Source organism: Parafrankia soli (assembly GCF_001854695.1).
GTDB lineage: Bacteria > Actinomycetota > Actinomycetes > Frankiales > Frankiaceae > Parafrankia > Parafrankia soli.
The window spans coordinates 45,107-66,323 of the sequence record NZ_MAXA01000069.1; the positions used below are offsets into that span (position 1 = coordinate 45,107).

20 protein-coding genes are annotated in these 21,217 nt (G+C 73.3%); 4 read left to right on the forward strand and 16 right to left on the reverse strand.

What is annotated here, in order from left to right; translation table 11 throughout:
- Nucleotides 1–115: 115 nt before the first annotated feature.
- The 13 genes from BBK14_RS07930 to BBK14_RS07995 all read right to left on the reverse strand — a co-directional run bounded on the left by BBK14_RS07930 (nucleotide 116) and on the right by BBK14_RS07995 (nucleotide 15,341).
- Nucleotides 116–3,907 carry a chromosome segregation SMC family protein gene (locus BBK14_RS07930; RefSeq protein WP_071060613.1) on the reverse strand — a complete coding sequence of 1,264 codons (3,792 nt, stop codon included), beginning with the start codon at nucleotides 3,905–3,907 and terminating at the stop codon, nucleotides 116–118.
- A gap of 522 nt (nucleotides 3,908–4,429) precedes the next feature.
- On the reverse strand, nucleotides 4,430–4,627 hold the full coding sequence (locus BBK14_RS07935; RefSeq protein WP_018504552.1) for a hypothetical protein: 198 nt from the start codon (nucleotides 4,625–4,627) through the stop codon (nucleotides 4,430–4,432).
- A gap of 518 nt (nucleotides 4,628–5,145) precedes the next feature.
- Nucleotides 5,146–5,457, reverse strand: a complete 312-nt coding sequence (locus BBK14_RS07940; RefSeq protein WP_071060615.1) for an acylphosphatase — start codon at nucleotides 5,455–5,457, stop codon at nucleotides 5,146–5,148.
- Between the two features lie 517 nt (nucleotides 5,458–5,974).
- Nucleotides 5,975–6,751, reverse strand: a complete 777-nt coding sequence (locus BBK14_RS07950) for a DUF2786 domain-containing protein (RefSeq protein ID WP_071060716.1) — start codon at nucleotides 6,749–6,751, stop codon at nucleotides 5,975–5,977.
- Between the two features lie 272 nt (nucleotides 6,752–7,023).
- Nucleotides 7,024–7,917, reverse strand: coding sequence for a bifunctional DNA-formamidopyrimidine glycosylase/DNA-(apurinic or apyrimidinic site) lyase (gene mutM / locus BBK14_RS07955; protein WP_071060718.1), 894 nt, complete (start codon nucleotides 7,915–7,917; stop codon nucleotides 7,024–7,026).
- Between the two features lie 15 nt (nucleotides 7,918–7,932).
- A complete protein-coding gene (rnc, locus tag BBK14_RS07960; protein ID WP_071060617.1) occupies nucleotides 7,933–8,874 on the reverse strand; it encodes a ribonuclease III in 942 nt (313 codons plus the stop codon).
- Nucleotides 8,871–9,857, reverse strand: coding sequence for a phosphate acetyl/acyltransferase (locus BBK14_RS07965; protein WP_071060619.1), 987 nt, complete (start codon nucleotides 9,855–9,857; stop codon nucleotides 8,871–8,873). The genes rnc and BBK14_RS07965 overlap by 4 nt, the downstream gene beginning before the upstream one ends.
- Nucleotides 9,858–9,864: 7 nt before the next feature.
- The gene (gene rpmF / locus BBK14_RS07970) at nucleotides 9,865–10,035 is read right to left on the reverse strand and encodes a 50S ribosomal protein L32 (protein ID WP_020458770.1); all 171 of its coding nucleotides are present in this window, start codon (nucleotides 10,033–10,035) and stop codon (nucleotides 9,865–9,867) included.
- Nucleotides 10,035–10,619: a YceD family protein gene (locus BBK14_RS07975; RefSeq protein ID WP_020458769.1), complete on the reverse strand. Its 585-nt coding sequence runs from the start codon at nucleotides 10,617–10,619 to the stop codon at nucleotides 10,035–10,037. The genes rpmF and BBK14_RS07975 overlap by 1 nt, the downstream gene beginning before the upstream one ends.
- Nucleotides 10,620–10,856: 237 nt before the next feature.
- Nucleotides 10,857–11,747 (reverse strand): hypothetical protein, encoded by an 891-nt coding sequence (locus BBK14_RS07980; protein WP_071060621.1) that lies wholly within the window; start codon nucleotides 11,745–11,747, stop codon nucleotides 10,857–10,859.
- A 222-nt stretch (nucleotides 11,748–11,969) separates the two neighbouring features.
- Nucleotides 11,970–12,458 carry a pantetheine-phosphate adenylyltransferase gene (gene coaD, locus BBK14_RS07985; protein ID WP_020458767.1) on the reverse strand — a complete coding sequence of 163 codons (489 nt, stop codon included), beginning with the start codon at nucleotides 12,456–12,458 and terminating at the stop codon, nucleotides 11,970–11,972.
- On the reverse strand, nucleotides 12,455–13,012 hold the full coding sequence (rsmD, locus tag BBK14_RS07990; protein WP_071060623.1) for a 16S rRNA (guanine(966)-N(2))-methyltransferase RsmD: 558 nt from the start codon (nucleotides 13,010–13,012) through the stop codon (nucleotides 12,455–12,457). Before rsmD ends, coaD begins: the two co-directional genes overlap by 4 nt.
- Before the next feature lie 7 nt (nucleotides 13,013–13,019).
- A complete protein-coding gene (locus BBK14_RS07995; RefSeq protein ID WP_071060625.1) occupies nucleotides 13,020–15,341 on the reverse strand; it encodes an ATP-dependent DNA helicase RecG in 2,322 nt (773 codons plus the stop codon).
- 286 nt (nucleotides 15,342–15,627) lie between these two features.
- Between BBK14_RS07995 and rpmB the strand changes: the two genes are divergently transcribed.
- Both rpmB and BBK14_RS08005 read left to right on the forward strand, forming a co-directional pair.
- Nucleotides 15,628–15,816 (forward strand): 50S ribosomal protein L28, encoded by a 189-nt coding sequence (rpmB, locus tag BBK14_RS08000; protein WP_006545176.1) that lies wholly within the window; start codon nucleotides 15,628–15,630, stop codon nucleotides 15,814–15,816.
- 127 nt (nucleotides 15,817–15,943) lie between these two features.
- Nucleotides 15,944–17,047, forward strand: coding sequence for a D-alanine--D-alanine ligase family protein (locus BBK14_RS08005; RefSeq protein WP_071060720.1), 1,104 nt, complete (start codon nucleotides 15,944–15,946; stop codon nucleotides 17,045–17,047).
- Nucleotides 17,048–17,149: 102 nt separating this feature from the next.
- Here the strand turns inward: BBK14_RS08005 and BBK14_RS08010 are convergent, their stop codons facing one another.
- Together BBK14_RS08010 and BBK14_RS08015 are read right to left on the reverse strand one after the other, a co-directional pair.
- Complete coding sequence (locus BBK14_RS08010; protein WP_420849136.1) at nucleotides 17,150–17,674, reverse strand: DUF3515 family protein; 525 nt, start codon at nucleotides 17,672–17,674, stop codon at nucleotides 17,150–17,152.
- Nucleotides 17,671–17,904, reverse strand: coding sequence for an Lrp/AsnC family transcriptional regulator (locus BBK14_RS08015; RefSeq protein WP_018504536.1), 234 nt, complete (start codon nucleotides 17,902–17,904; stop codon nucleotides 17,671–17,673). Before BBK14_RS08015 ends, BBK14_RS08010 begins: the two co-directional genes overlap by 4 nt.
- 211 nt (nucleotides 17,905–18,115) lie before the next feature.
- On the opposite strand from BBK14_RS08015, the gene thiD reads away from it, so the two are divergent.
- Complete coding sequence (thiD, locus tag BBK14_RS08020; RefSeq protein ID WP_071060629.1) at nucleotides 18,116–18,937, forward strand: bifunctional hydroxymethylpyrimidine kinase/phosphomethylpyrimidine kinase; 822 nt, start codon at nucleotides 18,116–18,118, stop codon at nucleotides 18,935–18,937.
- A gap of 239 nt (nucleotides 18,938–19,176) precedes the next feature.
- Nucleotides 19,177–20,583, forward strand: a complete 1,407-nt coding sequence (gene murA / locus BBK14_RS08025; protein ID WP_071060631.1) for a UDP-N-acetylglucosamine 1-carboxyvinyltransferase — start codon at nucleotides 19,177–19,179, stop codon at nucleotides 20,581–20,583.
- 13 nt (nucleotides 20,584–20,596) lie between these two features.
- On the opposite strand, the gene BBK14_RS39770 is transcribed toward murA, so the two are convergent.
- Nucleotides 20,597–21,199, reverse strand: a complete 603-nt coding sequence (locus BBK14_RS39770) for a WD40 repeat domain-containing protein (protein WP_241831295.1) — start codon at nucleotides 21,197–21,199, stop codon at nucleotides 20,597–20,599.
- Nucleotides 21,200–21,217 lie beyond the last annotated feature (18 nt).

Genomic DNA, 21,217 nt, shown 5'->3' on the forward strand with positions numbered 1-21,217 from the left:
TCACGCGCCCTCGTTACCGGCTCGCGGTGTGGTTTGGCCGTCCGGCGGCCCGCAGCGGGGCCGGCGACAGGGCACAGCCCCCGGCTCGGCGGCCACTACCAGCCGTCACCGGCTGTCAGGCGGAGGCGCGCTGGCGCAGCCGCTGACTGATCACCGTGGTGACGCCGTCACCGCGCATCGACACACCGTAGAGGGCGTCAGCGATCTCCATCGTGCGCTTCTGGTGCGTGATGATGATCAGCTGCGACTTCTGCCGCAGCCCCTCCACGGCGTTGAGCAGGCGGCCCAGGTTCCGGTCGTCCAGGGCCGCCTCGACCTCGTCCAGGACGTAGAACGGCGAGGGCCGGGCCCGGAAGATCGCGAGCAGCAGCGCGAGGGCGGTGAGCGAGCGCTCCCCGCCGGAGAGCAGTGACAGCCGCTTGACCTTCTTCCCCGGTGGACGCGCCTCGACCTCGATCCCGGTGGTCAGCATGTCGTCCGGATCGGTCAGGACAAGCCGTCCCTCACCGCCCGGGAAGAGCGTGGCGAAGACCACCTCGAATTCACGCGCGGTGTCGGCGAACGCCGTCTCGAACACTTCCCGGACCCGCGCGTCGACCTCGTCGACCACGAGCAGAAGATCACGCCGGGTGCTCTTCAGGTCGTCCAGCTGGGTGGAGAGGAAGGCTGCGCGCTCCTGCAGCGCGGCGAACTCCTCCAGGGCCAGCGGGTTGATCTTCCCGAGCCGGGCGAGCTGCTTCTCCGCCCGGCCCGCCCGCGCCACCTGCTCGGCCCGGTCGAACGGCGTCGGCACGCCGTCCGGCTCGTCGGGCGGCACCGGGACGTCCGGGCCGAACTCGGCGATCAGGTCGTCCGCCGCGACGCCGTGCTCCTCGAGGGTCTTCGCCTCCAGGGTCTCGACCCGCAGGCGCTTCTCGGCCCGCGCCAGCTCGTCGCGGTGCGCGGCGTCGCGCAGCGCGGCGAGCTCGGTCGCCTGGCCGCGGACCTGCTCACGCACCGTGCCGAGCTCGGCCTCGGTGTCCCGCCGCGCCGTCTCGGCCGTCTCCCGCTCGGTCGCGGCGGCGGCGAGCGACCTCTCGAGTGCCTCCAGCGCGACGCCCGCCGCGTCGGCCAACGCGGCCGCGGTCGCGGACTGGCGCTCGCGGACCTCCCGGCGCCGGGCCGCGGCGGCCCGGGCCGCCCGCTCGTTGGCCGCCGAACGCATGAGCGCGTCGGCCCGACCGTGCAGGCTGCGGGCGCGCTCCTCACTGGTCCGCACGGACAGCCTCGCCTCGACCTCCGCCGCGCGGACCGCGGAGGTCGCCGCGACCAGCCGGTCGCGTTCCGCGGGCGAGCGCTCCCCGACGTCCGGTTCGGACGAGCTGGCCGCCAGCTGCGACTCCAGCTCGGTGAGCGCCCCGTAGGCCTGGTCGCGGGCCGTCTCCGCGGCGAGCCTGGACCGCTCGAGCCGGCTGATCTCCCCGGCGGCGGAGCCCCTGGTCCGCTCGATCTGGGCGAGGTGCTCGGACAGGGCCCGGTGGCGCGCGTCGGCGGCATGGCGCTCGGCGAGCGCGGCGTCGATCGCGGCGCGGGCCCGCTCGACCTCGGCCCGCGCAGGGCCCATCTCCTCACGGGCCGCCTCGCGGCGGGCGGACGCCTCGGTCGCGCCGCGGTCGGCCTCGTCCGCGGCGGTCTGGATCTCGAGCACCGACGGTGGCGTGGCGCTGCCGCCGACCGCCGACCGGGGCCCGACGACGTCCCCGTCCCGGGTGACGACCCTGGCCTCCGGACTGTGCTCGATCACCCGCCCGGCGACGTCGAGGTCGTCGACGACGACCGTGTCGGCGAGCAGCTCCCGCAGGGCCGGGGCGTACCGGGCGTCGACCACCGTGACCAGGTCGAACGCGTACACGGCGCCGGCCGGCAGGTCCGGCTTCCGGTCCGCGGGACGTCCCTGCGGGGAACCACCGCCCGCGTCGGCCCGGTCGGCCCCGTCCGCCTGATCGGCCGGGTCGACCCCATCCGTTTGATCAGCCCGGTGGGGCTGGTCCACGCGGTCGGCCGGGACGAGGGCGGCTCGGCCGGCGTCGGCGGTACGCAGCCAGCGCAGGGCGGCCAGCGCGTCGGCGGGCGTACCGACGAGCAGCGCGTCGGCGGCGGGGCCCAGCGCCGCCGCGATCGCCGCCTGCGCACCCGGCGCGACGGTGACGAAGCTGGCGAGCCGGCCGATGACCTGGACGGAGGGCTCCAGCGGCGGAAGCTGCGCGGGAACCGCCTGCCGCGGGTCGTTCCGCCCGCCACGGCCCGGCCGGCGCTTGCGGCCACCGCCCCCAGCCCCCTCTCCCGCGCTGTTGCCGCCATCGCCGGCGGCGCCGGTACCAGCGTCGGCCGGTGTCGTCTCCCCTGCCGCCGCGCGCAGCAGGGCGCTGGCCCCGTCCGCCGGCTCGAGGGAGAGCTCCAGCGCGTCGCGGCGCGCCTGCCAGGAGGCACGGTCGCGCTCCGCCGCCCGCTCGGCGTCGCGCAGGACCTCCAGGCGCTCGCTCGCCGCCTCATGGACGGCGACGGCCTCGCTGTGCCGCTGCGCGACCTCGTCGCGGGCGGTCTCGATCCGCGCGAGCTCCGTGTCGAGCGCAGAGCGGGACCCGGCAGTCTCGGCGTCCCGGGCGCGGGCGGCATCCAGTGCCTCGGTCATCCGCACGATGTCCGCCTCAGCGGCCCCCGCACGGGACCTGGCGGCCTCGACCCGCCCGCCGAGCCGCGCGATTCCCTCCCTGCGGTCCGAAGCCGCCTTCGCCGCGGCGAGAAGCGCCCTCTCCTCCCGCGCAAGCTCCTCTTCCAGCGAGCCCCGGCGGGCGACGACCTCCTCGAGGGTCTCCCGGTCCAGCTCGAGACGCTCGGTGAGCGCGAGCTCCTGCTCTCGGACGGCCGTCGCCTCCTGCTCCAGCTCCTCCGGGTCGCGACCGCCGCGGCGCTCCTCCGCCGAGCCCAACAGGCGGGAGCGCTCGGCGGCGAGCGACCTGCTCCCCCGCAGCCGTTCCCGGATCGAGGCCAGGCCGTACCAGGTCTCGGCCGCCGCCGCCGCCCGGGGGACGACCGCGGCAAGCCGCGCCTCGAGCTCAGCCTCCCGTCGCTGCCCGTCGGCCAGCGCCTTCTCCGTCTGGGCGACCCGCAGCCGCAGCGCGTCCTCGTCGGCGGCGTCGGAGGCGATCGCGCAGCGGGCGGTGGCCAGATCGTCCGCGAGCAGCCGGAGCCGGGAGTCGCGCAGCGCCGCCTGGATCACGCCCGCCTTGCGCGCGATCTCCGCCTGGCGACCGAGCGGCCCGAGCTGACGCCGCAGCTCGGCGGACAGGTCGGTGAGGCGGGTGAGGTTCGCGGCCATCGCCTCGAGCTTGCGGAGCGCCTTCTCCTTGCGCTTGCGGTGCTTCAGGACACCGGCCGCCTCCTCGATGAACGCGCGGCGGTCCTCGGGCCGGGCGTGCAGGACGGCGTCGAGCTGGCCCTGGCCGACGATCACGTGCAGCTCGCGACCGATGCCGGAATCGCTCATCAGCTCCTGGATGTCCAGGAGCCGGCAGGTGGTGCCATTGATGGTGTATTCGCTCTCACCGCTGCGGAACATCAACCGCCCGACGGTGACCTCGGAGTACTCGATCGGCAGCGCGCCGTCGGTGTTGTCGATCGTCAGCAGGACCTCGGCACGGCCCAGTGCGGGGCGCGACGGCGTGCCGGCGAAGATGACGTCCGACATGGTGCCGCCGCGCAGGGCTTTGGCGCCCTGCTCACCCAGCACCCAGGCGATCGCGTCGACGACGTTGCTCTTGCCCGAGCCGTTGGGACCCACGACACAGGTGATACCGGGCTCGAGATGCAAGGTGGTCGAGCTCGCGAACGACTTGAAACCCCGCAGGGTAAGGCTCTTGAGATGCACCGGGCTCCGGGCGGCGGAGGGAACGGCAACCCCCGCTACCGGGCCGGYGACCACCGACCCGGACGAAGATCGACCGACATTCGTCCCGCTCATGGTACCGAGGGACGCCCGGCGCCCCGGCGAGCGTCGTCCTGCCCCGCACGTCGCCGCGGGACCGCGCCGACCGGAGAACCGGCAGCCCGATCCGTGTGTGCGGCCGCAGTCATACGGCCGCTGTCGTGTGCGCGAAGGCGGCACGCCAGCCCACGAGGGCCCCGTCCACAAAGGCGGAGCCAGCGGTGGATCAGCACCCGAGCACACCAAATAGACTCAAGGCTACATAACGCCTACCCTGAGCGATGGAAATCGGGCATGATCGCCCACGGGCGCACCTGGGTGTGCCCGTGGGACACTAGGGCACACCCGAGTGGGACGCACGCAGGCGCGACGGAGCCTGCCCGGCTGATGGACCAGGGGGGTCCGTGCCGTGCTGGACACTGCATATGGGGCACACAGGGTGCCCGGATGTCGGGGCTCGGGGGCTCAGGTGAGCGCAGGCTCCACGTCGAGCGCGCGCACGTCGGCAGGGACGTCGACACCGTCCACGAGTGCCTCGTTCACCGCCCGGACGCGTGCAAGCTCTGACTCGAGCTCAGCTACTCGGGCGCGAAGACGGCGTACCTCGTACGAGAGACGCATGTCGCTGCCGGAACCGACGTGGCCGAAAAGGGCCTTCGCCATGGTGATGGTCCTCCACGATGAGTGACCTAGCGGGATGTTGGGCGCGACGGGACCAGAAAGATCGGAGCGCGGCCCAGAGAATGACCTAAGAATCCCACGTCAGGCGACCGAAAGTCAAGAGCATGCCACAAGGCCCCTGCCCGGTCCGCCGAACATCGGAAAATCCTCGCCGGCGTACACCCGACGGGACACATGACCCGGGACCAGTTGCAGCACGTTCACCCCCGCTCCGCCATGTGGCGAGTTCGACAGGTGGCTTGTTCCTCATCCCCTTCCTCCCACGTTCGGGCCTGCCACCAGCCACGATCATGCGATGCCGCAAGGGAAGCAGGGCGGCGCGAAGTGACAGCGGACAGCATTGATCAACAATCGACGCGGTGACGGCGTGGTCCCACCGGGCAAAAACGCACTCACGCCGCCGAAGGCTTCTCCGCGAAGTTCGCCGCCGTTCGTACACGCGTCGCCGCAGATTGCGCGTCTGTTCAATCGACGCGTTCGCGCCCTTCGTCCGACGCGCTTCAGCGCCGCAGGAAGCCAGCCAATCCGCCTCGCGGCTCGCCCCAGACATGATCGACCCGCTCGGTGTGCCCCGGGGTGTGACCGGTCACCAACAGCTCGAGCAGCGCCTCGCAGGCGCCCCGCTCACCCTCCGCGATCACCGCTACGGCACCGTCGGGCAGATTGGTGGCAGAGCCGACCAGCCCGAGACGACGGCCCTTGGTGCGCACGTAGTCACGGAACCCGACTCCCTGGACAAGACCTTCGACCCGGGCGGTGAGGCGGACCACGTCCCCGCCGGAGGCGTCCTTCGTCGCGCGAACCTCGTTCATCGGGGCGGTAGGGTACTAGCCATTGTGGACACCATGTGCATCGAGAGCGCGCAGCTCAACAGGGACGCCCAGGCCACCGTTCAGGCCGGGCCGCGACGTGGGACGCCGTCGAGCGAGACCACCGTTGGTGACCGCGTGCACACGCCGAGGCGATCTGCGATTCGGCGATCTCTCGCGTGTGCCGCCGCCGCGGGCTCGATAGGTGCCGCACTCCTCCTCTCCGGTTGTGGTCAGGACTTTCATCAGGACGGTGGGGTCACCCCGGTTCCGCACGCCAGCACCGAGGGCGTCCGCACTGTGACGCCGGCCCCGGCACCCTCCGAGGAGGTGATCGGGCCGGGCTACGCGCCGCCTCGCGGCGAGCGGCCGACTCAGACCGCGGTGCCCAACCTGCCCGGCGGCAAGCTGTAGGTATCTGACGAGTCGGTGCGGCCGGGTCCTGGTCGCACCGACTCCTGGCGCCACACCGACTCCAGGTCAGCCCTCGGGCGGACCTGCGCACGGCCCCGTCATCCGGTCAACTGATCTGCCGCCGCGCCCGCCGCTGCGACGGCACCCGCCTGCCCTCCCCGAGGTCTGCCCGCTGGCCGGCCTGATAGCCGTCCCGACCGCCGGATCCGGAGAGCTGCCTCGTTCGGGTCGTACGCAAACGCGGATAGACGCGGGCGAGATGTGCCTCGACCAGGCCCTCCCGACCGGCCAGCACGACCGCGACCGAACGCCGGGCGGCCGGCCCGGCGGCGGCCGGGTCGGCCGCCCGGCTCTCCTCCGCTCTGCGGCGCGCCGCCTCCTCGGCCTGGGCGAGCCTGTCCCGGACGGCGACGGCGAAGCCCGCCATCCAGGACCGGCGGAAAGCTCGCGGATCCTCCCAGGTCGGCGGACGGGCCGCCGCGAGGCCGTGCGCCTGCTGCACGAGCAGCGAGGTGTAGATCATTTGCACCCGCTCGATGTCGACCGCCATGCCGAACAGATGCGCGGAGTGCAGGGTTGCTCCGCCGCTGCCCGCCGGAGACGGCGCCGTGCGGTGCACGAGCCGGCAGCCCAGGGGGTCGGCGACGCTGGCGAGCAGAGAGATCTTGTCCCGCGCGTACGGCGCGTCGATGCCCATCACGACGTCGCCGGCGGCCGGGCCGGTGGGAGAACCGTCCTCGATCAGTGCCCGGTCGATGCCGTACTGGGCGATGAGCTCCGCCGCCTTGGCGTTGTAGCTCTCCCGGGCCGCGTCAGGCAGGCCCTCGGCCTCCGCCATCGCCAGCAGCTTGCGCACGCGGCCGAGCAGAGCGTCGGGGTTCATGGCGCCTCCGTCCACGGTCCTCCTCCGGAGTGGATACCAGAAGAGAACACAGTCTGTGAGGCCCCGCCGGACCGGGCATGGCTGTCATCGCCAGCGCCCCCGGTCACGGCCACCGACGAGGCTGAGTCGAATACCTGCGGGATCCTGCTTCCCGCCCGACCGCCGCGTGCCGGACCGACCTGTGCCGGACCGACCTGTGCTGGACCGGCTTGCTCCCGATCCGACGCGAAGCGATTCGACGCGAAGCGATTCKAACGTGTGTTCGAAGAATATCACCGGACCCGACGGGGCCGGGGCTGGCACGCCGGGCAGCTGAAGCTCGAGCGGTTCATGAACGCGTCCCGGCGGATGGTCGAGGCACAGCGGGAGCACGCCTGGCCGCCGCGTCCGTAGACCTCCAGCGAGCGTTCGAACAGCCCGCTGACGCCCTCGGTCGAGACGTAGAGCCGGTCGAAGGAGGTACCGCCGGCGGCCAGCGCCGCCGTCATCACCGTGCGGACCGCGTCAAGCAGCCGCAGCGCCTCGGCGCGGGTCACCGTCTCGGTCGGGCGGGCGTAGTGCAGGCGCGCGGCCCACAGGCCCTCGTCCGCGTAGATGTTGCCCACGCCGCTGATCAGCGTCTGGTCGAGCAGGGCGCGCTTGAGGCCGGTGCGCCGGCGGCGCAGCGCGTCGACGAAACGCTCCGGGTCGAAGTCGACGGAGAGCGGGTCGGGCGCGATGTGGGCGATCGGGGCAGGCAGCTCCGCCCCGCCCGAGACCACAGCAAGACCACCGAACGTCCGCTGGTCCACGAAGCGCAGCTCGCGGCCCTCGTCGGTGAACCGGAAACGGACCCGCAGGTGTACCTGGTCCGGGCTGTCCGCCGGAACCACGAGGAGCTGGCCGCTCATCCCGAGATGACCGAGCAGCGCGTCACCGACCGCCGGGCCGCCCGGTTCGGACGGCTCGGCCGGTTCAGACGGCGTGAACCCGAGCCACAGGTACTTGCCGCGCCGGCGCGCCGTGGCCACCGTCTGCCCGACAAGCGAGGCGGCGAAGTGGTCGGCCCCGGCGAGATGGCGGCGGACCGCCCGCGGGTGATGGACCTCCACCTCGGCGACAGTGCGGCCGACCACCCCGCGCTCGAGGCCCCGGCGGACGACCTCGACCTCGGGCAGCTCAGGCATCACCAATGGCGAGAGTCATCGGGAGTCCCGCGCTGCCGGCGTCGAGTCGCCCTGGGCGGCGCCGGCCCTCACCGCCACGTCCACGTCCACGTCTGCCTCGCTCGCCGGCCCCGTTCCGTCCACCGCGGACGCCCGGCCCGACGCGGCGCCGTTACCCGGAGCGGAGGCGCCTTTGCCGGAAGCGGTGGCGGTATCGCCCGGATCGGCGGCCGCGCCGGCCGTCAGCTCGTCCTCGGCGTTCACCGCCGAGCGCTTCTCGAGCACCGCGAAGGCGGCGGCCGCGGCGCGCTGCTCGGCCTCCTTCTTGCTACCGCCCTCACCCTCGCCGAGCACCTCGCCGGCGACCCGCGCGAACGCGGTGAACCGCTTCGCGTGATCGGGGCCGGCCTCGGTGACGGCGTAGTCGGGCGGGCCGAGGCCCAGCAGAGCCGTCTGCTCCTGCAGCGAGGTCTTCCAGTCCAGCCCGGCGCCGCGCCCGGCCGCCTCGTCGAGGAGTGGGTCGAAGAGCCGGTGGACGAACCCGGAGGCCACGTCGAGGCTGTTCGAAAGGTAGACGGCCCCGATCACCGCCTCCAGCGTGTCGGCCAGGATGCTGGGCTTGTCCCGCCCGCCGGTCGCCTCCTCGCCGCGACCGAGGAGCAGGTACGGCCCGATACCCGCCGTACCGATCAGCCGCGCGACGTCGGCCAGTGCCCGCATGTTCACCACCGAGGCACGCTGCTTGGCGAGCTGCCCCTCGGGGAGGTCGGGATGCCGGCGGAACAGCGCGGCCGTGACGATCAGACCGAGCACCGCGTCGCCGAGGAACTCCAGCCGCTCGTTCGTGGGCAGCCCGCCGTTCTCGTACGCGTACGAGCGGTGGGTCAGCGCGCGGTCGAGCAGCTCGGGGTCGATGTGGACGTCGAGCGCCTCGACCAATCCGTCCCGCGGCGGGGGAACCGACTGCGACCGGCTCATCGGGACAGCCCCGCCAGTTCCCGGCGGCGGTCGACGAGCGTCGCCATGGCCTGCCGCACCGCCCCGGAAAGCCCGGCGCGCGCGGCGCCCACGGCGGCGCGGACAGCCTCCGGCAGCGCTCCCGGCCCCACCGGGGCCGTCGCGGCCGGCCCACCCGCTCGGACGGCCGTACCGTCCACTCCCAGCACGATGATTCCCCCCTGAAGGTCCGAACTGTTCGCCTGCCAGCAGGCCGGGTCCGTCTCGGGCCGTGCCCGGCGCGCGCTGGGGTACAGCGCGGAGAGCACCACGTCACCGGTGTATCCGTCAGTGACGACGACGTCGACGCCGGTTCCGGTCCGGAGCCTGTCGGCGGTTACCGGACCGACGAGGTCGAGGCCCAGCGACGCGAGCAGGTCACCGGCCGAGCGGCGCAGCGGGTCCAGGAGGGCTGGCCGCGCCGACAGCAGCCCGACCGCCGGAGCGCCGACACCGTGCCGGACGCGCGCCAGGCATGCGCCCGCGAGGGCGAACTGGGCCAGCTCGTCGGCGGTCACGTCGACCGAGCCGCCCGCGTCGCAGAGGATCACCGGGGACTCGGCCGGCCCGACGACCGCGGCCGCGGCGGCCCGGGTAGCGCCGGGCACCAGCCCGAACGTGAACCCGGCCGCCGCGATGACCGCTTCGAGCGGGGCCACGGAGACCATCGCGTCGGCGTGGCCGTCCCGGACGAGACGGGCCGCGACGCGGACCCCGGCTTCACGCAGCGCACGTACCTCACGCAGCGCCTCGGGGCCCGGCGCCACGCCACGTGACGCGTTCACCAGCCGGACGCGGCCGCCCTCGAGCACACCGTGCTCGGCGAGCACGGGGGCGACCGTGTCCGTGGGCGCCACCACGGTCAGGGTCACCCGCGGATCGGCATCGAGGACGGCGGTGATCTCGCCGAGCAGGTCGCCCGGCGGGGAGCCCRCTCCGATCAGGTCGACAGCGACACGTGCCATACCGTGGTCAGACGTCGAGCACCTGGCGATCGTTGTAACGGCCGCAGGTCGGGCACATGGTGTGCGGCCGGATCGTGTGCCCGCGCGAGCACTTGGCCAGCGCCGGCGCCTTGGCCTTCCACTGCGCCCGACGGGACCGGGTGTTGCTGCGCGAGGTGCGCCGCTTCGGGACTGCCACTAGTCCTTCTCCTTGTTATCGGTGGTGGCAGGGGCCTCGGCAAGGCCGGACAGAGCCGCCCACCTCGGGTCCTGCTGGGTGTGGGAATGGTCCGGCCCGAGATCGTCGAGCCGCCCACCGCAGTCGACGCACAGGCCGGCACAGTCGGGACGGCAGACCGGCGACAGCGGGAGGCTGAGCACGACGGCGTCACGCACCACCGGCTCGAGATCGACGTGATCGTCCACGAGGACGCTGGTGTCGTCCTCGTCCTCGGTCTCGACGGCCCGCTCCGGGTAGTAGAACAGTTCGAGGATCTCCACGGACGCCGAGTCGGAGACCTCGTCGAGGCAGCGGCCGCACTCGCCGACGAGGGGGACGGTGACCACCCCGCTCACGAGGACGCCCTCCATGACGGACTCGAGCCGCAGGTCGAGCTCGACGGCGGCACCGGTGGGCACGCGCACCAGCTCGGTGCCGAAATCCGACGGCTGGATGATCGTCGTCTCGACACGCCGCAGCGAGCCCGGCCGGCGGCCGAGCTCTCGGGTGTCGAGGACGTAGGGCCCCCTGGGGGCGCGCCGACGGGCTCGTTGTGTGGTCATGGCTGTCACAGCAGATGTTCTCACGTCGCGGTCGGTGTCGGAGTGACCTGGGGACGGGCACCGGTCGTACGGACCCGGAATGCACCCGCCCCGAGCCTCCCGAATCGCCGCCACCCGGCCGGCCGTGAACCGATCGGCGTGGACGCCGGCCGGCCCGGCCCGGAGGCCGAACGACCTGGGTGACGACCTGGATGTGTCGAGAGGACGCGCCCACGTCACCGGGCACGGACCACCAGACTATCCGATCGGTGCTCCCGCGCCGGAGGTCAGCCGGACATGGCCCGTCATGCCACCGCGCGCGGCGGGTACACCGGCCCACCGCTCGCCGTCCTCCGGCCGGTCGGGGTCCATCCGCTGCCCGGGCGCGGCGGCGGCGTTCAGCGGCCCACCGAGACCGGCCGGGCCGGCGCCGGCGGCGTTGACGCCAGCCGGATCGATCCCACCGCCGCGCATCCCGTCGGCGTGCGGAGCGCCAGCGTGCGGAGCGCCAGCGCCGGAGAAAGCCGCCTCCGGGCCCGCCTGGCCGCCGGAGACCGCCGGGTGGAGGTCCGTTCCGCCGGCGCCGACCGCCGCCGACCACGAACCCACCGGTGCGGCCGCCGCCGGCCCCACTCCCCCGAACTGGTGCGGGCCGGCCGGACCGCCGGCCCCGCCGTGGGCGCCGGCCCCGCCCGCCACAGCGCCACGGGAGGCCAGCCGCTCACGGCCCCGGGCGACCGAGGCGAGCGTGCGGTCGAGGACCTCCTCGAACCCGGCCAGCTTGCCGTCGACGTAGGAGTCGATCTGGCTGCGCATGTCGTCCGACGCCTGGCGGGCGGCCGCGATGATCGCCGCGGCGTCGGCCTCCGCCTGGGCGACCACCGCGCTGCCCGAGGCCAGTCGGACGCCCTCGCGCCGGCCGTCGGCCACGATCGCGGCGGCCCGCCGGTGCGCGTCGTCGATGATCGCCTCGCTGTCCGCCAGTACCCGGTCGGCGTCGGCCAGCCGCTCGGGCAGCCGCGCCCGCAGGTCCTCCAGCGCCTCGAGCATCTCGGCGCGGTTGAGCACGCAGGACGTCGTCAGCGGCATCGCCCGCGCCCCCTCGACCACAGCGATGATCAGGTCGAGGCGCTCAGCGAGATCATCCATGACCGGTAGGTTACGACCGGCCGACGGAGCACCCGGCAGCGACACTCCGCTAACCGACACGGACCCGCCAGGACGACCCGGAAGCCCGATATCGACGCGACGCGACGATACGACCCCGCCGCGCACACGCCATCACAACAGAAACACAACGACCACTTGATGGCAGACTCCCGCCGGCGGCGCCCACAGGGTGCCGCCGGCGATCGGTCCACACTCGGGCGGCTAGGGCGCGGAGCGGTCCCGCAGGCCCTTGAGGACGACGTCCGGCACCAGCCCGGAGACGTCGCCGCCGTAGCGGGCGACTTCCTTGACAAGGCTCGAGGAGAGGAACGCGTACTGCGGGTTCGTACTCATGAACAGGGTCTCCACTCCGGCCAGCGAGTGGTTCATCTGTGCCATCTGCAGCTCGTAGTCGAAATCACTGACGGCCCGCAGGCCCTTGACAATGGACTGGATGCCGCGCACCCGGCAGAAGTCGACCAGCAGGCCGTGCGACGAGTCCACTACGACGTTGGTGGGTGCGTCGGGATGGCTGCGCACCGCATCCCGGATGAGGTCGATCCGTTCTTCGATCGTGAACAGATGTGCCTTCGATTTATTGATCAGAACGGCGACGACGACCTCGTCGAAGAGCTTGCTCGCTCTGACGATGATGTCGAGGTGACCGTTGGTGATGGGGTCGAACGATCCGGGACAGACTGCCCTCCTCATGATCGATTACCGTACCAGAGGACCCCCTCTCCGTACCTGCGCTCACGCAGTGCTATGAGGCCGTCCGGCCAGGTCACGGGACCGCTCCGGTACGCGCGCTCGACCACACAGACCGCGCCCGGGGCCAGCCAGCCGCCGCCGACCAGCTGCCCGAGCACGCCGTCGAGCTCGGCGCCGGGCAGGGCGTAGGGCGGATCGAGGAAGACCACGTCGTAGGCCTCGGCCGGGGTGGCGGACAGGACCCGTTCCACCGCCGAGCGCACCACCTCGGCGCCCGCCAGGCCGAGGGCCTCCGCGTTGCGGCGCAGGGTGCGCACCGCCGTCGCGTCCCGGTCGACGAGCAGGGCGTGCACCGCGCCGCGGGACAACGCCTCGAACCCGACCGCGCCGGAGCCCGCGTACAGGTCCGCGACCCTTGCTCCAGCGAGATCCACCAGCGTCGCGAGTGTGTTGAACAAGCCCTCCCTCGTCCGTTCGGAGGTGGGCCTGGTCGCGCCGCCCGGCGGCACCACCAGCCGCCGCCCCCCGGCGTGCCCGCCCACGATCCGCGTCATCGCCAGGTCAGCCCTTCTCCAGGAAGGCCGCGCTGGCCTCGTCCAACGCGGCCGTGAGCCGGCGCTGCAGGGCCGGCTGGCCCTCGAGCTCGGGGTCCGCCGCCACGAGCGCCCCGGCCTCCTCGCGTGCGGCGCGGATGAGGTCCTCGTCCCGCAGCAGCTCGAGCAGGCGCAGCGACCGGCGCCCACCGGACTGGGCCGCACCGAGGACGTCGCCCTCCCGCCGCTGGGCGAGGTCGAGCCGGGCCAGCTCGGCGCCGTCCGACGTCGCGGCGACGGCCAGCAGGCGCTCGGCGGCCGGCGCGGCGCCGTCGACGGAGGTGTGCAGCAGGCACACCCCGGGCGCACTGCCCCGCCCCACCCGGCCGCGCAGCTGGTGCAGCTGGGACACCCCGAACCAGTCGGCATCCATAATGATCATGACGGTGGCGTTCGGGACGTCCACGCCGACCTCGATCACCGTGGTGGCCACCAGGACGTCCACCTCGCCGGCGGCGAAGCGGGTCATGATCTCGTCCCGGACCGGGGAGGGCAGCCGCCCGTGCAGGCCCTCGACGCGCAGGCCGGCGAGCTCGCCCGTGGCGAGCCGGGGCAGCACCTCGGTGACCGTCGCGCCGACGCGCTCCCCTTCCCGCGGGCCGGCCCCGCTCGCGGGCGGCCCGGACGGCTCCTCGCCGCCTTCGCCGCCCTCGCCGTCGCCGACCCGGGGGCACACCACGTACGCCTGGTGCCCGGCGGCGACCTCGTCGCGCACCCGGCCCCACATCCGGTCCATGAAGTGACTCTTCGCCGCGGGGACGACGAAGGTCGAGATCGGCGAGCGCCCCGCCGGGAGCTGGTTCAGCGTGGAGACCTCGAGATCACCGAACACCGTCATGGCCACGGTGCGCGGGATGGGCGTCGCGGTCATGACGAGCAGGTGCGGCGGGCGCCGGCCCCGCGAGCGCAACTCGTCGCGCTGTTCCACGCCGAACCGGTGCTGCTCGTCGACGACGACCAGGGCCAGGTCGGCGAAGGCGACGTCCGCGCCGAGCAGCGCGTGGGTGCCGACGACGAGGCCGACGCTGCCGTCGGCGACGGCAGCGAGCACCTCGCGCCGGGCCCGGGCCGGCATCGAGCCGGTCAGCAGCGCCACCCTGGTCGCGGGGCCGTCCACCCCGAGCTCACCGGCCCGGGCCTGGTCGCCGAGCAGTTTGAGCAGGCTGCGGTGATGCTGGGCCGCCAGCGTCTCGGTGGGTGCCAGCATGACGGCCTGGCCGCCCGAGTCGACGGCGGTGAGCATGGCCCGCACGGCGACCACCGTCTTGCCCGAGCCGACCTCGCCCTGCAGCAGCCGGTGCATCGGGAACGCCCTGGCCATCTCGGCCGCGATGGTCTCCCCCACCTCGCGCTGGCCGTCGGTCAGCGCGAACGGCAGCGCGGCGTCGAACGCGTCGAGCAGGCCGCCGGCGCACCCCGGCCGGGACACCGTGGCGGCCAGCTCCGCGCGCCGGCGCCGCTGGGCGAGGGCGACCTGCACGACGAGCGCCTCGTCCCACTTCAGCCGGGTGCGGGCGACGGCGATGTCGGCCCGCGAGGTCGGGCGGTGGGCCAGTTCGTAGGCTCTGCGCAGGCTGGCGAGGCGATGCCGGGACCGCAGCACCGCCGGAAGTGGATCGTCCAGCTCGCCGAGCGAGTCGAGCACCAGCCGCAGGCAGCGCGCCAGCGTCCAGCTCGTGATCTTCGCCGTGGCCGGGTAGATCGGGACGAGGGAGCCGGCGAATCCGGCGGCCACCGGGGCCGGCTCGCCCGCCGCCGCGGCGCCGCCCCCGGCACCGCCGGCTCCATCGGCACCGCCGGCTCCATCGGCACCGCTGGCTCCGTCGATGCCGTCGGCGTCGTCTTCGGGGTCTGGCGCGTCGAGGAGATGGACCTCGGGATGGATGAGCTGGCGCCGGCCGCGGAACTCGGCCACCTTGCCGGCGAACAGCGCGGTCGTGCCGGGGACGAGCTCCTTCGCCCGCCACTGCTGGTTGAAGAACACCAGCGAGAGCTCACCGCGGCCGTCGGTGACCGTGATCTCCGTGCGGCCACCACCGCCGCGCCGGCGGGGCCCGCCGCCCGACCCGGGCCGGCCCTGGTGCCGGACGACCTTCGTCACCCGGGCCTGCACGGTGGCGATCTCGCCGACGGCGAGCTCGTGGAGATCGGTGAGCTCGCCGCGCTCGTGGTAGCGCCGCGGGAGGTGGTCGAGGAGATCCCCGACGGTGTCGAGTTCCAGGCCGTCGGCGAGCAGCGCGGCGGTGCGCGTTCCCAGCGGGCCCTTCAGCGGGGTGTCAAGGTCGAGCACCCTTCGATACTGCACCGCACCACCGACACTCTCGGTGGCCGGCTCGTCCCGGTCTCGGACATCGGGGGGCCGGCCACTCTCGACAGCCGGCTCGTCCCCGCCACGGACGCCCGGGCAGGCCGATCGCCTCTTCCGCCCATCGGCGCGGGTCTCTCACCCACCGGCGCAGGCCGCGGCGACCTCGATCGCCACGACTGGGGTAGCCTCGCAGTCGACTACAGGCTAGAGCGGCCGGCAGTTCCCGGCCATCGCGATTGACCGCGATTGACATTGACGGAGTGTTCTCGTGTCTTCGGTGTGYGACGTCTGCGGCAAGGGGCCGGGCTTCGGCATGTCGGTCTCCCACTCCCACCGGCGCACCCGCCGTCGTTGGAACCCCAACATCCAGACCGTCCGGGCGATGGTCGGCCGTACGCCCAAGCGGCTCAACGTCTGCACCTCGTGCCTGAAGGCGGGCAAGGTCACCCGCGGCTGACCCGGCCGGCGCCCGGATCCCGCCACAGCGACCTGACCGGGCGGCACCGCGGCGGCCTGTAGACAGGCCGGGCGGCCCTCTGGAGGGCTTCGGCCAGGGCTCCATGGGCATCGGCTACTGTCCCGGCATGGGAGCCTCCACGCGCAGGGTTCGGCTCGTCCTTCTGTTCGGCGGCCGTAGCACGGAGCATTCGATCTCGTGCGTGTCCGCCGGCGGGGTGCTGCGGGCGCTCGACCGGTCCCGTTACGACGTGATCCCGGTCGGCATCGACACCGAGGGCCGCTGGGCGGTGCTGCCCGACGACAGTCCGGCGCTCGCCCCGGTGGGCACGGATCTCCCCGTCGTCGACGCGTCGACCGGCCTGGCCGTCACGCTGCCCCCGAGCCCGTCCGCGGCGCCGGTGGTGGTGCACGACCCGTCCGCGGCGCTGCGCGACCTGGGCCCCGTTGACGTGGTCTTCCCGTTGCTGCACGGGCCGTTCGGCGAGGACGGCACGATCCAGGGCCTGCTCGAGATGGCCGGGCTGCCCTACGTGGGCTCCGGAGTGTTCGCCAGCGCCGCAGCCATGGACAAGCAGCACATGAAGAGCATGCTCGCCGCAGCCGGCCTGCCCGTCGGCCCCTACGCCGTCCTGCGGCCCGGCCAGGCGCTGTCGGAGCCCGACCGCGAGCGGCTCGGGCTCCCCGTCTTCGTCAAGCCCGCGCGCGGCGGCTCCAGCATCGGCATCAGCCGGGTGGACGCCTGGGCCGACCTCGACACGGCGCTGAAGACAGCCCGGGCCAGCGACCCGAAGACACTCGTCGAGGCGGCGGTCGTCGGCCGCGAGATCGAGTGCGGCGTCCTCGACAGCCTCGACGGCTCCGGCCCACAGGCGAGCGTGCCGGCCGAGGTCACCATCACCTCGTCGGCCGGCTTCTACGATTTCGAGGCGAAGTACCTCTCGGACGGAGCCGTCTTCGACGTGCCCGCGCGCCTGCCGGGTGAGCTGACCGAGCGGGTCCGCGCGACCGCGGTCGCCGCGTTCGAGGCGTTGGACTGCGCCGGGCTGGCGCGGGTCGACATGTTCGTCACGCCCTCGGGCGAGATCGTCCTCAACGAGGTCAACACGATGCCCGGGTTCACCCCGATGTCGATGTACCCGCGGATGTGGGCGGCCTCCGGGATCGACTACGCGGCCCTGGTGGACCGCCTCGTCCAGCTCGCCCTGCGCGACGGCGCGGGCCTTCGCTGACGCCGGCCTGACGCCACCGTGAGGCGAGGCCCGACGCCACCCGGACCCGAACCCGGGGCCCGGCGGCCTGAGCCCAGAGCCTGGCCCGTCCCGGACCCGGCGTCAGGCGGTCGTGGACCTGGTGTGCGCGCGAACCGCCGGCGCCAGGGCCACCAGGACCTCGAACGCCTGCCGGTCCGCCGGCAGGGTCAGCACCACCTGAGGGGTCCTGGTCGGGGTGGAGTAGCGGACCTGGGAACCGACGTCCTCGGTGAACCAGGCGACCTGGTCGACCTCGGAGAGGGTCGAGTCAGGCCGGTAGGTCGCCGCGACGCCGGAGGCTCCACAGGTGAGAACGACCGGGTCGGACCCGAACGCCGCCGTGGTCGGAGCGGGAGGCTCCACCTCACGGCGGTCGAGACCGTCACCCAGCGAGTCGGGCAGAGCGGCGGTCAGTGCCTCGCAGGACGCCCGGTCCGCACCGGCCGGCGCGGGCGCGCCGATGATCGCCACAGGCCCGGGCCCACCACACGCCGTGAGCGGACCCGCCAGACCCGTCAGACCCGCGATACAGAGCGGGAGAAGCCGGACCCGCCGCGCAGCCCGTGCCCTGGGGCACGAGCCGGCGGACGGGTCGTGCCGAGTCAGAAATGGACGACGGGGCACGTCAGGGTACGAGTGATGCCGTCAACCGACTGGACTCGTGACATCACGAGTTTTCCCAGGTCATCGACGCTGGCCGCCTGCGCGCGCACAATGACGTCATAGGGACCGGTCACATCCTCGGCCTGGGTGACCCCCGGGATCTGCTCGATCTCCTTGGCCACCGATGCCGACTTGCCGACCTCGGTCTGGATAAGGATATACGCGTGGACCACAGACGCTCCCTCGTCGGACGTCGACAGCCCGTCGAGCAGACACGGGCTGACAGAAGGTAACAGGCAAACGGGCCGGATGAGAGGGTCTGCGGCGAGGAATTTGCTCTGATCGCCCGACTGGCACGGAGGAACCGCGCCCCTCAGCCGGTGAACTCGGCCGTTTCAGGCCCGCCAGGCCCGCTCCAGACCTCACTGTGAGGATCCACACGCCATGACGCCAGCGATACCACCGAACCCGGCCCCGCCCCGGGTGTTGACCATCGCCGGATCGGACTCCGGGGGCGGCGCCGGCATCCAGGCGGATCTCAAAACGATGCTGGCGCTCGGTGTGCACGGGATGAGCGCGATCACCTCGGTGACGGCGCAGAACTCCCTCGGCGTGCAGGGCGTCTGGGACCTCCCCCCGGAGGCGGTGCGCGCACAGATCCGCGCCGTCGCCGACGACATCGGCGTGGACGCGGTGAAGACCGGGATGCTCTCCTCCGCGCCCATCGTCGGGGTGGTGGCGCGGGAGCTCGCCGGGCTGGGGGCACCGTGCGTGGTCGACCCGGTGGGGGTCTCCAAGCACGGCGACCCGCTGCTGGCCGCCGACGCGGTGGACGTGCTGCGCACCGAGCTCCTCCCCCGCGCGACCGTCGTCACCCCGAACCTGGACGAGGTGCGACTGCTGACCGGCATCGAGGTCACCGACGAGACCGACCTGCATCGCGCCGCAGCGGCCCTGCTCGCCCTGGGCCCGGCGTGGGTGCTGGTCAAGGGAGGCCACCTGCCGGGCGACGCCGTCGACCTGCTGACCGACGGGTCGACCGACATCCTGCTGCGCGCCGAACGGCTGCCGCGCGAGCACACCCACGGGACGGGCTGCACGCTCGCCTCCGCGATCGCCGCGCACCTGGCGCGGGGCGACGACGTCCCGACCGCGGTGCGGGCGGCCAAGACATATGTGACCGGAGCGCTCGCCGCCGGCTTCCCGCTCGGCGCCGGGATCGGGCCCGTCGACCACGGCCATCTGACCCGGGCCGGCACCGTCTGATCCGGACCTCCGCCACCCACGGCGGGGCGTCGCCGGCGGCAGTGGTCCGGGCCGGTAGCTCTCCGCGATCATCCGCACGGAACGTATTCGAACACATGTTCGCCCATCGCGCCACCGCGGCACGTGCCCGGACGCCCCGTGGCGCCGGTCACTCGGTCTGATTGAATCTCCCCGGCTTCAGCCAGGAGCTGACGCACCGAAAACCTGGCGCATCCGACTCATCGCCGTGGAGGCAGCCCGTGAGGGAACCCAGTTCCGGTACGACCACACCCGCGGGTTCGGACCGCCACTGGTACAGGATCGTCGGCGGTGCGCCGCTCACCGGGTCCGTCGAGGTCTCCGGCGCCAAGAACTCGGTCACCAAGCTGCTCGTCGCCACCCTGCTGACCCCCGAGCCCTGCACGCTGAGCCGGGTGCCGCGCATCGTCGAGGTGGACGTCGTCCTCGGCATGCTCGCCGAGCTGGGAACGCAGGTCGAGTGGCTCGACTCGCACACGGTGCGGGTGACGACCCCGCGCATCGAGGACGCCTCGCTCGCCGAGGCCTACTCCGGGGTCAACCGCATCCCCATCCTGATGATGGGCCCGCTGCTGCACCGGGTCGGTGAGGCCGTCGTCCCGCTGCCCGGCGGCTGCCGGATCGGCAAGCGGCCGGTCGACTTCCACCTGCGCGGGCTGCGCGCCATGGGCGCGGAGATCATCGAGCAGCTCCGCTCGGTCGAGGTCAAGACCCTGGGCCTGCACGGGGCGCACGTGACGCTGCCGTTCCCGAGCGTCGGGGCCACCGAGAACCTGCTGCTGGCCGCCGTGCGGGCCAAGGGCACCACGGTGATCTCGAACGCCGCGGTGGAGCCTGAGATCATCGACCTCATCCTCTTCCTGCAGCAGATGGGCGCGCTGGTCGACGTCGAGGTCGACCGCACGATCGTCGTGCAGGGCGTCGAGGCGCTGCGCGGGGCGACGCACGAGGCCATCCCCGACCGCATCGAGGTCGCCTCGTTCGCCGCGGCGGCCGTCGCGACCAACGGCCGGGTGGACGTCGTCGGGGCCCGCCAGGAGCACGTGGCGACCTTCCTGAACCACCTGCGCCGCCTCGGCGGGGAGTTCCAGGTGAGCCCGCACGGGCTGACCTTCCACCGGGCGCGCGAGCTCACCGCGACGCACGTGCAGACCGACGTCCACCCCGGGTACATGACCGACTGGCAGCAGCCGCTGGCCGTGCTGCTGACCCAGGCCAAGGGCGCCTCGGTGATCCACGAGACGATCTACGAGGACCGCTTCGGCTACACCCGCCAGCTCAACGAGATGGGCGCGGACATCGCCCTGTCGACGTTCTGCCTGGGCGGCAAGGCGTGCCGGTTCGCGTCCCGGGACTTCGAGCACTCGGCGGTCGTCAGCGGTCCCACCCGGCTGCGCGGCACCGACCTGGAGATCCCCGATCTACGTGCCGGGTTCGCCTATGTGATGGCGGCCCTGGTCGCCGAGGGGTCCAGCCTGATCAGCGGCACCCGGTTCCTCGAGCGCGGATACGAGGACCCGGTGGGCAAGCTCCGCTCGATCGGCGCGCTGATCGAGACCGTGCCCGCGGACGTTCCGCCCGACAGCACCGACAGCACCGGCGCCGCGGGGAGCCGCGCCACCGGCTGAGCCGGCGAACGGCTCACGGCAGGGACCACAACCGGATGGTCTGGTCCTTGCCGGTGCTGGCCAGGATCCGGCCGTGCGGGGCGAACCGGACCGACATCACCCAGTCCGCGTGGCCCGCCAGCGGCCGGCCACGCGGCCGCGAGCGGGTCCGCTCGGAGGTGTCCCACAGCCGGACCACATTGTCGAAGCCACCGCTGGCCAGGGTGCGGCCGTCCGGGGCGAAGGCGAGCGCCCAGACACGGTTGTCGTGCCCTGCCAGCGGACGGCCCAGCGCGGTCGGGCGGTCCGGGACGGTGACGTCCCACAGCCGGATCACACCGTCGACGCCGCCGGTCGCGAGGGTCCGTCCGTCCGGCGCGAACGCGGCCACGAGCGCGGACGTGGGCCCGGCGACGGTGCGTGCCAGCCGGCGCGGCGCGTGCCGGTTCGTGATGTCCCAGAACAGCACGTCCCGGTCGTAGCCGGCGGCGACGAGCAGGTGGTCGTCCGGGGCGAACGCCACCGAGGTCACGAACGAGGTCGCGCCGGTCACCGGCCCGCCCAGCGGACGGGGCGCGCCACGGTCGGCCATGTCCCACAGCTGGACCGACCGGTCGTCGCTTCCGGTGGCGAGCATGCGGCCGTCGGTGGCGAA